Raw genomic sequence first — 14,509 nt, 5'->3', positions numbered from 1 at the left:
ACGTTTAAGCATAAATTTCATAAGCTGCTTTCAATAATTGCATGTGAATAGGAACCAGATCTTGATGCTGAGTCCGATATCCACCACCAACCACACACGCCATAGGAATAGACTCTAATTTTGCGAGACTGACCATCAAACAGTCGCGCTCAAATATCCCTTGTGTCGAGACATTCAAATAGCCCAGCTCATCGTCTTGGTGAATATCAATGCCCGCATCATAAACGATCAGATCAGGTTGGTGATGAGCAATAGCCAACTTGGTAACTTGTTCGAAACAGCGCAGAAACTCTTCATCTCCGGTTTCACGGCTTAATGGCACATCCAAATCGGATAGCGGTTTACGTGCAGGAAAGTTTTTATCGCAATGGAACGATAGAGTAATAATATCGTCATTCTCTTGGCATAGAGTCGCTGTACCATCACCATGATGAACATCGCTGTCGACGATAAGCACTTTATCGATATGTTCAAAGGTCAGCGCATGTTTTGCCGCTAACACCAGATCGTTCAACAAACAAAAGCCGCTACCAAAATCATGGTGTGCGTGATGATAACCACCACTCAAATGAATCGCGAAACCACTCTCTATCGCCATTTCAGCGGCCAAGCAAGTTCCACCGCTTGAGTAGAGTGTTCTCTCAATAAGTTGTTCACTCCACGGGAAACCGATGCGTCTCATTTTCGCCGCGGGCAAATTACCTGAAATAAGCAAATCCACATACTCACTATCGTGAACCTGTTTTACCTGTTCAACCGAAACTGGCATTGGTTGGAAGACTTCAAACTGACTCTTCCATAGAGGATCGCTATCCATTAGTGCTTCAACAGCACCGTGTAACAACTGATATTTGTTGATTGGGTAGCGGTGCCCTTCTGGCAAAGGTAACTGCGAATAAATTGGGTGGTAAATTAAAGGAATCATAATCAGACTAATTGCGTATTTTTATCAAAATCATAACAGCATCAGACTTGGCGACAACCCCAAATAATGATAACAATTATCATTACCTAGAATTATATTCAAAGACCACTATGAAAAACGTAATACTCCTCTTTGGGGTGATCTGCAGGTCCATAGCATCAGTAATGATTTTGTGGAAATGATGATGGCCAGTTGGTGGACCGTTGCTTTTCTTGTGTTAAGCAATCAAACTTAACTAATTGAACTGAAAGGAATCACCATGAGCGTTATTTTTATTACTGGAGCGAACCGCGGCATTGGCTTAAGCCTGACTCAACAATACTTGAAAGGTAATCACAAGGTGTACGCAACTTACCGTGACGCCTCTTCAGCCAAAGGCCTGATCTCACTTGCAGACCACAACACCAACCTAACCTGCATTCAGTTAGAAATAACCGATTACCAAGCGGTGAGCCAACTTCCCTCTCAAATTCCTGCGATCGATATATTGATTAACAATGCTGGCTACTACGGGCCAAAAGGCTACGGTCTGGGCAATACCGATGTTGAAGAGTGGCGCCGTGTTTTTGAAGTCAACACCATTGCGCCATTGAAGCTTGTCGAAACGCTATTACCTGTTCTAGAAAACAGTGACGTGAAAAAGGTCGCTTGCTTGTCTTCTCGAGTGGGCAGCATGACAGAAAACACCTCTGGCGGCGGCTACATCTATCGTTCCTCTAAAGCCGCGCTAAACTCCGTGGTGAAGAGCTTAAGCAACGACTTAACCAATAACGGCTTCACTGTATTAGCACTGCATCCAGGCTGGGTACAGACAGAAATGGGCGGGCCGAATGCTCTGATCGACACTGACATTTCTGCTTCTGGCCTTATTGAAGTCATCGAGTCAGCGAATACCGAAGTCAGTGGTCACTTCTTCAATTTCGATGGCAGCGAAATCGACTGGTAACCCACAGATGAATGTAGGCCCTCTCTCAAACCTAGTAAAGCACTCAGCGCTGTTTTGTCTGACGGTAATACTAGCTGGCTGCTTCAGTGATGGCCCCGGAGACTTATTCGACGACTACCAAACCAAGATAGCCAGAGTACAAGATGTTGACGAGATAAAAGAGGAATGGGAATTTGAAAACCTACCGAGAAAAAGAGAACTGTTGATTGACGTGCCATCGCTTTCTATCGGTCTCATCGACAGTTACCAGCTTCGTCAGTGTGGATTGTTCAACCTGATTGCAGAAAGAAACTCCGTACTTGGAAAAGTAGCCGACGAGTTTCGCAATTATGATTATCAAGTCGCCCTACTTGCAGGTGTTGGGAAATGTTTATCCGGTAGAGAATTAGACTCTGAGGTCGTAGAACTACTCAAAGAAATCGAGCAGCAAAAACTCGCACAATTTCCACTGCACCAATGGAATCTCATCTATGCAAGCGATGCCATGCAATCACAAATGCGTGGTAGTCAGTGGTTACGTGCAGATGTCGGCGATCAGGTACGACAAACCAGTGATGCATTAGGACATATCAATCAAGCGTTAAACACATCGCTCGTTTCGGGCAAAACCATTGAGGTTCAAGAAGTATTAGAGAAGAGTTCGACCCTTGGGGATTTGTATTACTCACTCGCTCGTGCATCGGTTGAGCTTGATACCATCACCAAACAACTCACTACTTTCGATGACAGTATAATCTGTGGTAAACAACGAGACACCACTAAGTTTCGCTATCTCAACAATGTGTTCGAGCAGCAATATATAGGCAAAGTTCAGCCCTACATGGCGCAGCTGGATGGCTACTATCAGCAGTTAGCCCCGCAACTAGGGATGTTTGACGCGCAACCTGAACTGCACAATTATTACTTTCCCATTCAAGATGCACATCAGGCCTTTCGATCATCAACTCGTCGCCACGTGGACTATTGGCAGCAGCTGTTTAAGCGCTGCGGACGAAAGGTCGGGCGCTAATCCTAACCTCAATAAGTCTTAGCTTTTAGTGCCCTTCCTAGCGTAAGTCCCTTTTTTAGCATACGTACCTTTGTTAGCAGAAGACTTCGCACCACCGCCTTTGCGACGTTTAAAAGCCGGTCTTTCGACTTTAGGAAGATGACGCAGAGACTCAGGAACTTCGCCTGTTTTTACCTTGCCCATCAAACCATCAATCTTGCTTTCTAGCGCTTGCATGAAAGGTTGATACGCTTGATTTCGTTCAGCCATGCCTTGCAACTGATGCTCCCAGTGAGCTGTCATGTCGGGAAAGGTCGAGTCCTCAGGTAAAGCATGAATCAAACCTCTGCCCGCAGGGCTACTATGAATGCTCTTACCTTGGCGCGTTAGCAGTTGCCTTTTGAATAGAGTATCTAAAATGCCCGCACGGGTTGCTTCTGTGCCAAGGCCGTCGGTCTCTTTCAAAATGGCTTTAAGGTCTTTGTTCGCGACAAAGCGCGCGATACCTGTCATCGCTTGTAGCAAGGTCGCTTCCGTGAAGTGTTTTGGCGGCTCGGTTTTCTTATCGCCAATCACACCTTCACGACACGTCAACACAGAACCTTTATCTAGCGGTGGAACCGCATCAGTTCCATCCCCCTTCTCTTCGGTATCTGTTTTACCCATCAACGCCTTCCAACCAGGGTTAATAAGCTGACGCCCTTTCGCAATGAACACGCCACCAGCAATATCAAAGACTAACTTGGCATCGGCAAAAATAGCAGGTGGGTAGAATTGCATTAGATACTGACGAGCGATTTGCTGATAGATCTTCATCTCATTGGCAGATAGGCCGTTCACCGATGACTTTTTCGGAGTAGGAATTATCGCGTGGTGAGCGTCGACCTTGCTGTCGTTCCATGCTTTGGATTTAAGAGAAAGGTCCGCACCTTGAGCACCACTTTGCAGCTCTTTCGTATTGTTAGCGATAGCATCCACGACCGACTCTCGTTGTGAGTAGTGATCTTTCGGTAAATAGCGGCTATCAGAACGCGGGTAAGTGATGAGTTTGTGTTTCTCGTACAACGACTGACACGTATCTAACACCTGCTGAGCACTCATACCAAAACGCTTAGACGCATCAATCTGCAGTGCTGACAGCGAATAAGGCAGTGGCGCAGCTTGTTTACTTTGTTTTTGCTCTGATTCCGTTACCGTCGCGGGTTGATTCGCAATTCGGTTAGCCACGTTCTCAACCAGCTTTCGATTGAGCACTCGGCCTTCTTCATCTTGCCATGGTTTACATGCTTCGCTTGGTTTCCAACGCGCTCGAATATCAAAGCTCTGGCCGTTGTTTTGATAAGGGATCAAAGCGTGCAGAGTGAAGTAATCTTTAGGAATGAAATTCTCAATTTCTTCATCACGTCTTACAACCAAACCAAGTACTGGCGTTTGCACTCGCCCTACCGACAACACGCCTTGGTAACCCGCCTTTTGACCCAGCAAGGTGTAAGCTCGGGTCATGTTCATGCCATACAGCCAATCGGCTCTAGAGCGTGCTAAAGCAGAAATAGACAGTGGAATAAAGTCTCGGTTACTGCGCATTTGAGAGAGCGCACGCTTTACCGCTGGTAAGTTCAAATCGCTGATCAGCAGCCTGTCCATCGACTCTTTCTTGGCCTTGGATACCTTGCAATAGTCGATCACTTCATCGACTAGCAGTTGCCCTTCTCTATCTGGGTCACCCGCATGGACAATTTGTGTGGCGTCTTTCAATAGCTTTCGGATCACCGTAAGCTGTTTGCTTGAAGTCTTACGCGGTCTCAGTTGCCATTGCTCTGGCACAATAGGCAGATCAGCTAAGTTCCACTTCTTATAACGGTCATCATAAGCATCCGGCTCAACCTGTTCCAATAAGTGTCCAATGCACCAAGTCACCACGTCCCCATTTCCACATTTGATAAACCCTTGGTCTTTCTTCTGTGGATTCGGTAATGCGGCGGCAATCGCGCGGCCTAGGCTTGGTTTTTCAGCAATGATAAGACGAGACATGTTTTTCCAGGTGCTACAAACAATTAGGGCCACATTATCTAATGTGGCCCTAATAAATCAAGGAAAACTGGTTGTTTATACAGTTAGTATTCCACTATTCAGCTTCAACGTACTCTATAAGAACTCGACGAACTTTGAGAATTCACGCTCTGGTACTTTCATTGGCGTACAGCCCGGAGTACCCAAATATAAAAAACCAACAATTTCGTCATCACCTTCCATGCCAAATGCTTGGTGAACTTCTGGATGGAACATCCATTTCCCTGAACGCCAAAAACCTTGGAAACCTTGCGCGACAGCGGCCATTTGCATTGCTTGTGCAGCGCAACCCGCAGACAGGTGTTGTTCGAACGCTGGCACTTTTTCGTGCTCAGTTACCTTTGCGATGATTGTGATCACCATTGGAGCTCGAAACGGCGCTTTCTTTACTTTCTCAATCACCGCTTCTTCGCTTTGGTCAGCTTGTGCTGCACGAACTAAAATGTCAGAGAGTTTTTGTAAACCTGAACCTTGCGCGATAACAAAACGCCAAGGTGTCAATGCACCATGGTCTGGAGCTCGTAAGCCCGCTTTGATGATATTTTCTAACGCGACACCTTCAGGTGCTGGATCAGAGAGTTTGGCGATTGAGCGTCTGTTGAGCAATAGATCCAAAGCATCCATTTGAAGTCCTTACTAATTCTTTATTATTTATATACTTGAACTGTAGCATAAAATGCAAACGATAATAAATCTCAACGACAGTCCATTTGAAATAAGAGTTAGTGCTACTAGAAACAATAAAGGCTCCTAAATCTGTGACTTAGGAGCCTTATTTACCTTTCAATCTACAGCGAGTTGAGCAAAGTCATTCAACTGTTTTCTAAAGCTTAATAGCCAACTCTACACCTTGACGAATTGCACGCACCGCATCCAGTTCACCTGCATAATCAGCACCGCCTATCACGTGCAGTTTGCCGCCAAACTCTTGCCACATGTCTTCGAATGGACGAACAGAAACTTGCCCCGCACATACAATAACGGAATCGGCATCGAGTACCTGCTCTTTCTTACCAACGCTGATGTGCAGACCTTGGTCGTCAATCTTGTTGTAGCTCACGCCGCCAAGTAAGTTCACACCACGTTTTTCCAATGTGCGTTTATGAATCCAACCTGTAGTCTTACCCGGACCTTTACCGACACGACCTGCTTTACGTTGCATCACCCAAACGGTCTTATCGCTAAATGAATCAGGATAAGGGTAAAGCCCACCTGGGTGCTCCATATTCTTATCAATGCCCCACTCATGTAGCCAGTCGTCCAAGCTGTGAGAAGTCGGCTCGGTCAGCATAGTTGCCACATCAATACCAATACCACCGGCACCAACAATTGCAACTTTTTCGCCTACTGGTGTCTTTTCGCGAATCAAGGTTTGATAGTCGACTACGTTTTCTTGATCGATGCCTTCAATATCAAGCTTTCTTGGTTCAACACCAGCAGCCATCACAACTTCATCGTACTTCAACAGTATTTCAAACGTTGCTTCAGTATCAAGTTTCAGATTCACGCCTGATACATCAATTTGGTTAGCAAAGTAACGAATGGTTTCTCTGAACTCTTCTTTACCCGGAATCTGCATTGCCAATCTGAATTGGCCGCCGATACGATCGTTTTTCTCAATCAAGTCAACCTTATGTCCACGTTGTGCCAAGGTCGTAGCACAAGCTAAACCAGCAGGCCCAGCACCAACAACAGCAATCGTTTTGGTCGCTTCGGCAGGCTGAACAATAATTTCAGTTTCATAACAAGCACGTGGGTTAACTAAACAACTCGCTCTTTTACCTTTAAACACGTTATCAAGGCAGGCTTGATTACAGCCGATACAAGTATTAATAAAACGCGCTTGATCTTGAGCGGCTTTATTGACGAAGTCTGGATCAGCCAAGAAAGGACGAGCCATGGAGACCATATCCGCCTGCCCGGAACTGAGAATGCGTTCTGCTTCTTCAGGCGTATTAATTCGGTTACAGGTAATCACCGGAATAGAAACGTGAGGTTTTACTTTTTCCGTCACCCAAGAGAATGCGCCTCTTGGCACTTGTGTCGCGATGGTCGGAATACGAGCTTCATGCCAACCGATGCCGGTGTTGATAATGGTGACACCCGCTTCTTCGAGTTTTTGAGCCAACAGCACAACATCTTCAAAGGTACTGCCTTGCTCAACCAAATCCAGCATCGACAGTCTAAAAATAATAATGAAATCATCACCAACCGCTTCACGAATCGATTTGACTACCTCTAACGGGAAGCGCATGCGTTTTTCATACGAGCCACCCCATTCATCGTAACGCATATTGGTACGCTTACAGATGAATTGGTTAATCAGGTACCCCTCAGAACCCATGATCTCAATGCCATCATAGCCAGCAACTTGCGCCAACTCAGCACTATTGGCAAAGGCACCAATGGTCTTTTTAATTTGGCGAGGGCTCATCTCACTCGGTGCAAACTTAGCGATCGGCGCTTTAATGCCAGAAGCACTCTGCGCGAAGGGGTGCATTGCATAGCGACCAGCATGCAACAACTGAAGAGCAATTTTACCACCATGCTTATGTACGGCTTCAGTAACAACTTGGTGCGCTCTAGCGTGCTTAACTTTACTAAATTCAGCACTGAATGGGGTTAATCTGCCACGTAAATTAGGAGAGAAACCACCGGTAACAATAAGGCCAACGCCTCCTTTTGCTCGCTCTTCATAAAATGCGGCGAGTTTGTGCAGGCCTTCTTTATTTTCTTCTAAACCTGTGTGCATTGATCCCATCAATACACGGTTACGTAACTGAGTAAATCCAAGATCGAGTGGTTCAAGTAAATGTGGGTACATGGCAGACATCACTTCTATTATTTTATCCTTGTGGTCTGACCACATTATAGTTCAATCACCAAAATTTCAAACAACCGTTTACATTTTTGTAACACCGATCATAATGCAGGCCGCATTAATCGTTCAACACCCCCTAATATGACTACACTTAATGAGAATATATATCGATTAACAATTCTTGGTGTAGTTTGAGCTAGGGAATTATCGTAGGATACTAAGCAGTTCATATTATTGAGATTAATAGTACTGCTGCTTGTTAAAGCGACGTGATCTCACTGCGGAGACAGAATGAAAAAAATATTCAAATTTATAGGCATGATCTTTAAAGGGATTTGGAAGCTCATCACGTTTGTGCGTCTTGCGCTTGTTAACCTCTTCTTTTTACTCAGTATCGCCATCATCTACTTTGTGTACTTTCACTCAGATACGACTCAACCGACAGTCCCACAACAATCGGCTCTAGTGCTTAACCTTTCTGGTCCGATTGTCGAACAAAGTCGCTACATTAACCCAATGGATTCCGTAACAGGTTCATTACTGGGTAAAGACCTTCCAAAAGAGAACGTCCTGTTTGATATCGTTAAAACGATTCGCTATGCCAAAGATGATGATAACGTCACCGGTATCGTTCTTGCGCTCAGAGAATTGCCAGAAACCAACCTAACTAAACTTCGTTACATTGCTAAAGCGCTAAATGAATTTAAGGCAACGGGTAAACCTATTTATGCAGTGGGTGATTTTTACAACCAAAGCCAATATTACTTAGCCAGCTACGCCGATAAGGTCTTCCTATCACCAGACGGTGGTGTGCTCCTTAAAGGTTACAGCGCTTACTCACTTTACTACAAAAGCTTATTAGAGAAGCTAGACGTGAACACACATGTGTTCCGTGTGGGTACTTATAAGTCTGCAATAGAACCTTTCATTCGCGACGATATGTCGGATGCTGCCAAAGAGTCCGCTTCTCGTTGGTTAAGCCAACTATGGGGAGCCTATGTTGATGACGTGAGCAACAACCGTCAGATCGATGCTAAAACGCTGAACCCAAGCATGGACTCTTTCTTAAAAGACCTTGAATCAGTAGATGGCGATATTGCAAAACTGGCAGAGAAGTTAGGGTTAGTCGACGAACTAGCAACTCGCCAGCAAGTTCGACTTGAGCTTGCTGATGTATTCGGTAGTGATGGTCAAGACAGCTACAACGCACTTGGCTACTACGAGTACCGAACAACCATGCTTCCTGATCTAACAAGCGAGTCACACGATGTTGCGGTGATTGTTGCCAGCGGCGCGATTATGGATGGTAAACAACCACGTGGTACGGTTGGTGGTGATACAACTGCAGCCCTACTTCGCCAAGCGCGCAACGACGATCAAGTGAAAGCGGTAGTACTTAGAGTAGATAGCCCAGGTGGCAGTGCATTTGCTTCAGAAGTGATCCGCAATGAAATAGAAGCGATCAAACAAGCAGGTAAGCCAGTCGTCGTTTCGATGTCTAGCCTTGCTGCTTCTGGTGGTTACTGGATCTCAATGGGCGCAGACAAGATCCTAGCTCAACCAACCACGCTGACCGGTTCGATTGGTATCTTCAGCGTCATCACAACTTTCGAGAAAGGCTTGAATGACATTGGCGTTTATACTGACGGTGTTGGAACTTCACCTTTCTCTGGCCTAGGTATAACCACCGGATTAAGCGACGGTGCGAAGGATGCATTCCAAATGGGTATTGAAAATGGTTACCGCCGTTTCATCAGCTTGGTTGGAGAAAATCGAGGTATAGAAGTTGATGCTGTCGACAAGATCGCTCAAGGCCGAGTATGGACAGGTCAAGATGCGATGCAAAAAGGACTCGTGGATGAAATCGGTGATTTTGACGATGCAATCGCGGCAGCAGCTTCACTAGCAGACCTTGAAACCTACAACATCTACTGGGTAGAAGAGCCACTCTCTGCCACTGAACAATTTATTCAAGAATTTATGAATCAAGTTCAGATGTCGATAGGCCTAGATATCCAATCGATGATACCGAGCAGTTTACGACCTGTTACTCAGCAGTTAGCCCAAGATAGCCAGTTGTTAGGCAACTTTAACGACCCACAAGGCCGATATGCTTTTTGCTTAAACTGCCAAGTTCAATAAGTTAAACCAATAACTCAATAATCAAGAGGCGCCTCTGTGTAAGGCGCCTCTTTTTATTGCATGATAATTCGCTATAATCGCCTCCCTGTTCCCTATATCACACTAAGTATTAATCGCCATGGAAAGAAAACACATCTATATCGCGTATACCGGCGGCACAATTGGCATGCAGAAGTCTATTGATCACGGCTATGTTCCTGTCGCTGGTTTTATGGATAAGCAGCTAGCAGGTATGCCAGAGTTTCATCGTCCAGAGATGCCTGAATACACCATTCATGAATACTCTCCATTGATGGATTCTTCCGATATGACGCCACTTGATTGGCAAACTATCGCTGATGATATTCGCGCGAACTACGATAAGTACGATGGTTTCGTTATCCTGCATGGTACAGACACTATGGCTTACACGGCTTCGGCGCTGTCTTTCATGCTTGAAAACCTAGGCAAACCTGTGATTGTTACGGGCTCTCAGATCCCACTAGCTGAGCTTCGTTCAGATGGACAAGCAAACCTGCTGAATGCGTTACACCTTGCAGCTAACTACCCTATCAATGAAGTAACCCTGTTCTTCAACAACAAGTTGATGCGCGGTAACCGCAGTACAAAATCACATGCAGATGGCTTCAATGCCTTTACGTCGCCAAACCTAAGCCCATTGCTTGAAGCAGGTATTAATATCCAGCTTAGCAATAACGTAAAAGTCAACGAACAACCTGAAGGAGCTTTCAAGGTTCATAACATTACGCCACAACCCATCGGCGTAATCACTATGTATCCAGGCATCTCACATGAAGTAATCCGCAACACGCTGCTACAGCCTGTTAACGCGATGATCCTACTGACTTTTGGTGTCGGTAATGCACCACAAAATCCAGAGCTGCTTCAGCATCTGAAAGATGCGTCAGAGCGTGGTGTGATTGTGGTGAATCTAACGCAATGTTTGGCAGGTAAAGTCAACATGGGCGGTTACGCAACAGGATGTGCACTTGCAGAAGCTGGCGTAGTTAGTGGCTTTGATATGACGCCAGAAGCGGCGTTGGCTAAGCTACACTACTTATTAAGCCAAAACCTAAGCTATGAAGAAGTGAAGGCTCAGATGCTACAAGTGCTTCGTGGTGAGATGAGCTTATAAGCTTGTTTTGCTGTGGATTGAGCCAAGATCTTCGTGTTGGTAATAAGTTTCATGGTTCACAATAGGTTTCATGGTTAACAATAGGTTTCGTAGTCAATAGGAGCTTTCGTCGTTAACAGGAGCTTTCATCATACAAAGAAAGCTCCGCGAGAGCATGAACCTTCAATGGGTTCAAAAGTATTTAACGTGAGCTAAATCGTTTAACTGCTTATAAATAAGCGGCTTAAAATTAAAAGGGGTGGCACAGTGCCACCCCTTTGTTGTAATTTAGCTTAGTGATTCGGGTTGACCCTAACAATATCTTCTTGGTCTGACTTAAACTGTTTTTTCAGTTCAGACTTAGATTTAAAGCTAATTTCACCACCAGCTGCAATTGTCATATGTTGAGCTTCAGAGTTATGTTTAGATTGGTATAACATCACCGCCTGCATACACGAGTCGCGCTGTTCTTTTGAGAGCGCCGTACCTTCTGGCCATTTACCTGTTTCAACAGCGTAGGTTAAACGTTCGTAGACTTCGGGAGTCATTGCGCTAAGAAGTTGTTCTGCATCCATGGTAAAAAGCCTTAGTTTTAACAATTTTCACCAGAAAATAACCCGTAACGAAATTGAGTCAAGAACCTGACCGAAAATAAGTGTATTTGATCACAAGTGAAGGAATATGAAAATTATGAAATGGTTGGCGGTTGGCATATTGCCTTTCACTCTGGTTGGGTGCCTTGAAGGAAACAAAAACACGGATCAGCTATGCCAAAGTAACCCAACGTTACAATGTGAGCTGCTGAACATGAACGACGGACAATGTCGTGTTGCACGTACCGACCTCATATGGCATCGATTTGAAGTTCAAAAACAACCAACCGAAACCAATAAGATTAAAGAATTCGAGTTAGTCACTGCATATAAAAAGTGTTTAGAACTTGCCGCACAGATCGAGACCATTGACCAATCCCAACTTCAAGAACGTCGCTTTACGGCATTAATGCACAGTATTGAAGAGTCAGAACGAATCGTTAGTGAGCTATCTCAATCAGACACACCAGAAACACTCTACTTCTTGTGGTCACAAACTGGTGATACTAATGCAAGACGCAGCTTCTTACAGTTAGAAGGAACTGAAGCGTTAAATACGGCGGAGATGCAATATGCTCTAGCGACTTTCTATACCACGAGAGATCATGCCAAGACATTGAAGCTACTCAATAATGCGCTAACCTTGTCGAATAACTCGGTTGTTAATACTGAGATATTTAAGTCCATGGCTAGCATCAATCACAGCTTAGGCCATAGAGAAAAGGCGTACGTATGGGCAATGGTAGCCAAAGAGTTTGATGTGCCGATTGCTTCTGAAGCGGAGTTGGCCGTTCTCTATAACTTCGACGCCCCAAGATACAAGCAGTTAAATAAAGACGCAGACAAAATTGTCGAAGCCATTGAAGATGGGGTTTACAGCCCTTCGGTCGTCCCTAATTACTGATCGAACACTTATTGATTTCTAACCTAGACTTCCTATTCATCAGCCTAAAAAAACAGCTACCTTTCTGGTAGCTGTTTTTATTTGTACTAGAATTAATTCTGAAATCTTGGGCAGTTCAGTATTCCTAAATCGGCAAATGCAATCTGTAAGGATTAAACAATAGTTACAAGTTATTTCGTAATTTTGTCATTTTTGTTGAAAATTAACGACACTGAATTAACACAGAAGCGCTCGCCAGTTGTCTGTGGGCCATCAGGGAAAACGTGACCTAAATGGCTATCACAAGCAGTACAACGGATCTCTACACGCTTCATTCCGTGACTTAGATCTTCTATATAGCGTACCGCTTCATCATTCACTGGGGCGTCAAAACTAGGCCATCCACACCCAGAGTCATATTTGTTATCCGACAGAAACAAAGGGCTTTCACAGCATGTGCAGCTATAGACACCCGTCTTCTGATTATGCAGTAACTTACCGCTATAAGGGGCTTCAGTTCCACGTAGACGACACACTTCAAATTCATCGTCTGATAGGCGTTCACGCCAGTATTCATCAGGCTTTAACATATTTCCTTCCTTTTGAATCACGTTAATATCTCTCCACATTCTCATTTATTATATTTACTTTTTACCATAAAGGCTTGCATATGAGTCGTTTTGTAGCACATACTTTCTCACCAGGAAACATTGTACATATACACTCATAAGTGAATCATCATTTAGGGGTATTTTACCCAACTGGAAGGGTACAGAACCACTCGCAATGGTCAATTTTCAACCACTTACACCCAATTGTTAAGAAAAGCGTCGCTTTTTTTTGACATTAAACAAGTTAAGTCGGATTATCTATTGCAGATGTATACTGGATTCTGTAATTTTACTACCAGTTATCTTTAATCAGAAATTAAGTTGTGGAGCAACTACAATGACTATCAAAGTAGGTATTAACGGTTTTGGCCGTATCGGCCGTTTCGTATTCCGCGCAGCTCAAGAGCGTGCAGACATCGAAGTAGTAGGTATTAACGATCTAATCGACGTAGAGTACATGGCATACATGCTTAAGTACGACTCAACTCACGGCCGTTTCAACGGTACTGTTGAAGTTGAAGGCGGTAACCTAATCGTTAACGGTAAAACTGTACGTGTTACAGCTGAGCGTAACCCAGAAGACCTTAAGTGGGATGCTATCGAAGTAGACGTAGTTGCTGAAGCAACTGGTCTTTTCCTAACTGATGAGACTGCACGTAAGCACATCACTGCTGGCGCTAAGAAAGTAGTTCTTACTGGTCCTTCTAAAGATGCAACTCCAATGTTCGTAATGGGCGTTAACCAAGCATCTTACGCTGGTCAAGACATCGTTTCTAACGCTTCTTGTACTACTAACTGTCTTGCACCTATCGCTAAAGTACTTAACGATAAGTGGGGCATTGAGTCTGGTCTTATGACTACAGTTCACGCTACTACAGCAACTCAAAAAACTGTAGATGGTCCTTCTGCTAAAGACTGGCGCGGTGGCCGTGGTGCTTCTCAAAACATCATCCCATCTTCAACTGGTGCTGCTAAAGCTGTAGGCGTTGTTCTTCCAGAACTAAACGGCCTTCTAACTGGTATGGCTTTCCGTGTACCAACTGCTAACGTATCTGTAGTTGACCTAACTGTTAACCTAAAAGAAGCTGCATCTTACGAAGAAATTTGTGCTGCAATGAAAGAAGCTTCTGAAGGCGAAATGGCTGGCGTTCTTGGTTACACTGAAGACCAAGTAGTATCACAAGATTTCATCGGTGAAGTTCAAACTTCAGTATTCGATGCTAAAGCTGGTGTTGCTCTAACTGACAAATTCGTTAAAGTTGTATCTTGGTACGACAACGAAATCGGTTACTCAAACAAAGTTCTAGACCTAATCGCTCACATCTCTAAGTAATTTCTTTTTAGAAATCGCTTTAGACAAGCATTAGCGAAGACTTTCATTGAGAAAGACTTTGAAAAAGGCGACCTTAGTGTCGC

General features: G+C 44.4%; 12 protein-coding genes. 6 read left to right on the top strand and 6 right to left on the bottom strand.

The window, feature by feature from the left end; translation table 11 throughout:
* Positions 1-4: 4 nt before the first annotated feature.
* A complete protein-coding gene (locus tag SJY39_RS06170) occupies positions 5-925 on the bottom strand; it encodes a histone deacetylase (protein WP_016793848.1) in 921 nt (306 codons plus the stop codon).
* Between the two features lie 259 nt (positions 926-1,184).
* Between SJY39_RS06170 and SJY39_RS06165 the strand changes: the two genes are divergently transcribed.
* Together SJY39_RS06165 and SJY39_RS06160 are read left to right on the top strand one after the other, a co-directional pair.
* Positions 1,185-1,871 carry an SDR family oxidoreductase gene (locus tag SJY39_RS06165; protein ID WP_016792778.1) on the top strand — a complete coding sequence of 229 codons (687 nt, stop codon included), beginning with the start codon at positions 1,185-1,187 and terminating at the stop codon, positions 1,869-1,871.
* Between the two features lie 7 nt (positions 1,872-1,878).
* Positions 1,879-2,880: a DUF3080 domain-containing protein gene (locus SJY39_RS06160; RefSeq protein ID WP_032546068.1), complete on the top strand. Its 1,002-nt coding sequence runs from the start codon at positions 1,879-1,881 to the stop codon at positions 2,878-2,880.
* Positions 2,881-2,898: 18 nt separating this feature from the next.
* Here SJY39_RS06160 and SJY39_RS06155 read toward each other — a convergent pair whose 3' ends face one another.
* From SJY39_RS06155 to SJY39_RS06145, 3 genes are all read right to left on the bottom strand, one after another.
* Complete coding sequence (locus SJY39_RS06155) at positions 2,899-4,890, bottom strand: DNA topoisomerase III (protein ID WP_016793847.1); 1,992 nt, start codon at positions 4,888-4,890, stop codon at positions 2,899-2,901.
* A gap of 114 nt (positions 4,891-5,004) precedes the next feature.
* Positions 5,005-5,553 (bottom strand): NAD(P)H nitroreductase, encoded by a 549-nt coding sequence (locus SJY39_RS06150; RefSeq protein WP_016783800.1) that lies wholly within the window; start codon positions 5,551-5,553, stop codon positions 5,005-5,007.
* A gap of 199 nt (positions 5,554-5,752) precedes the next feature.
* Positions 5,753-7,762 carry an FAD-dependent oxidoreductase gene (locus SJY39_RS06145; protein ID WP_372275501.1) on the bottom strand — a complete coding sequence of 670 codons (2,010 nt, stop codon included), beginning with the start codon at positions 7,760-7,762 and terminating at the stop codon, positions 5,753-5,755.
* Positions 7,763-8,041: 279 nt separating this feature from the next.
* On the opposite strand from SJY39_RS06145, the gene sppA reads away from it, so the two are divergent.
* Positions 8,042-9,892: a signal peptide peptidase SppA gene (sppA, locus tag SJY39_RS06140; RefSeq protein ID WP_010437076.1), complete on the top strand. Its 1,851-nt coding sequence runs from the start codon at positions 8,042-8,044 to the stop codon at positions 9,890-9,892.
* Positions 9,893-10,010: 118 nt separating this feature from the next.
* The gene (gene ansA, locus SJY39_RS06135) at positions 10,011-11,027 is read left to right on the top strand and encodes an asparaginase (RefSeq protein WP_010437068.1); all 1,017 of its coding nucleotides are present in this window, start codon (positions 10,011-10,013) and stop codon (positions 11,025-11,027) included.
* A 272-nt stretch (positions 11,028-11,299) separates the two neighbouring features.
* Here the strand turns inward: ansA and SJY39_RS06130 are convergent, their stop codons facing one another.
* On the bottom strand, positions 11,300-11,581 hold the full coding sequence (locus SJY39_RS06130) for a YeaC family protein (RefSeq protein ID WP_010437067.1): 282 nt from the start codon (positions 11,579-11,581) through the stop codon (positions 11,300-11,302).
* 115 nt (positions 11,582-11,696) lie between these two features.
* On the opposite strand from SJY39_RS06130, the gene SJY39_RS06125 reads away from it, so the two are divergent.
* Positions 11,697-12,503: a DUF2989 domain-containing protein gene (locus SJY39_RS06125; protein ID WP_010437066.1), complete on the top strand. Its 807-nt coding sequence runs from the start codon at positions 11,697-11,699 to the stop codon at positions 12,501-12,503.
* Between the two features lie 170 nt (positions 12,504-12,673).
* On the opposite strand, the gene msrB is transcribed toward SJY39_RS06125, so the two are convergent.
* Positions 12,674-13,072 (bottom strand): peptide-methionine (R)-S-oxide reductase MsrB, encoded by a 399-nt coding sequence (msrB, locus tag SJY39_RS06120; protein WP_010437061.1) that lies wholly within the window; start codon positions 13,070-13,072, stop codon positions 12,674-12,676.
* Between the two features lie 358 nt (positions 13,073-13,430).
* Between msrB and gap the strand changes: the two genes are divergently transcribed.
* Positions 13,431-14,426 carry a type I glyceraldehyde-3-phosphate dehydrogenase gene (gene gap, locus SJY39_RS06115; protein WP_009848658.1) on the top strand — a complete coding sequence of 332 codons (996 nt, stop codon included), beginning with the start codon at positions 13,431-13,433 and terminating at the stop codon, positions 14,424-14,426.
* The last annotated feature ends 83 nt before the right edge of the window (positions 14,427-14,509 follow it).

This window comes from Vibrio sp. R78045, from assembly GCF_042466085.1.
Classification (GTDB): domain Bacteria; phylum Pseudomonadota; class Gammaproteobacteria; order Enterobacterales; family Vibrionaceae; genus Vibrio; species Vibrio cyclitrophicus.
Note: the sequence above shows the minus strand (reverse complement) of the source record. Positions and strands in the feature narration are given on the sequence as shown.

Excerpts from the sequence above, each read along its gene's own strand:
- SJY39_RS06125 (WP_010437066.1), top strand. The coding sequence starts at position 11,697 with ATGAAATGGTTGGCGGTTGGCATATTGCCTTTCACTCTGGTTGGGTGC.
- SJY39_RS06170 (WP_016793848.1), bottom strand. The coding sequence starts at position 925 with ATGATTCCTTTAATTTACCACCCAATTTATTCGCAGTTACCTTTGCCA.
- SJY39_RS06160 (WP_032546068.1), top strand. The coding sequence starts at position 1,879 with ATGAATGTAGGCCCTCTCTCAAACCTAGTAAAGCACTCAGCGCTGTTT.
- SJY39_RS06165 (WP_016792778.1), top strand. The coding sequence starts at position 1,185 with ATGAGCGTTATTTTTATTACTGGAGCGAACCGCGGCATTGGCTTAAGC.
- SJY39_RS06145 (WP_372275501.1), bottom strand. The coding sequence starts at position 7,762 with ATGTCTGCCATGTACCCACATTTACTTGAACCACTCGATCTTGGATTT.
- gap (WP_009848658.1), top strand. The coding sequence starts at position 13,431 with ATGACTATCAAAGTAGGTATTAACGGTTTTGGCCGTATCGGCCGTTTC.
- msrB (WP_010437061.1), bottom strand. The coding sequence starts at position 13,072 with ATGTTAAAGCCTGATGAATACTGGCGTGAACGCCTATCAGACGATGAA.
- SJY39_RS06130 (WP_010437067.1), bottom strand. The coding sequence starts at position 11,581 with ATGGATGCAGAACAACTTCTTAGCGCAATGACTCCCGAAGTCTACGAA.
- SJY39_RS06155 (WP_016793847.1), bottom strand. The coding sequence starts at position 4,890 with ATGTCTCGTCTTATCATTGCTGAAAAACCAAGCCTAGGCCGCGCGATT.
- ansA (WP_010437068.1), top strand. The coding sequence starts at position 10,011 with ATGGAAAGAAAACACATCTATATCGCGTATACCGGCGGCACAATTGGC.
- SJY39_RS06150 (WP_016783800.1), bottom strand. The coding sequence starts at position 5,553 with ATGGATGCTTTGGATCTATTGCTCAACAGACGCTCAATCGCCAAACTC.
- sppA (WP_010437076.1), top strand. The coding sequence starts at position 8,042 with ATGAAAAAAATATTCAAATTTATAGGCATGATCTTTAAAGGGATTTGG.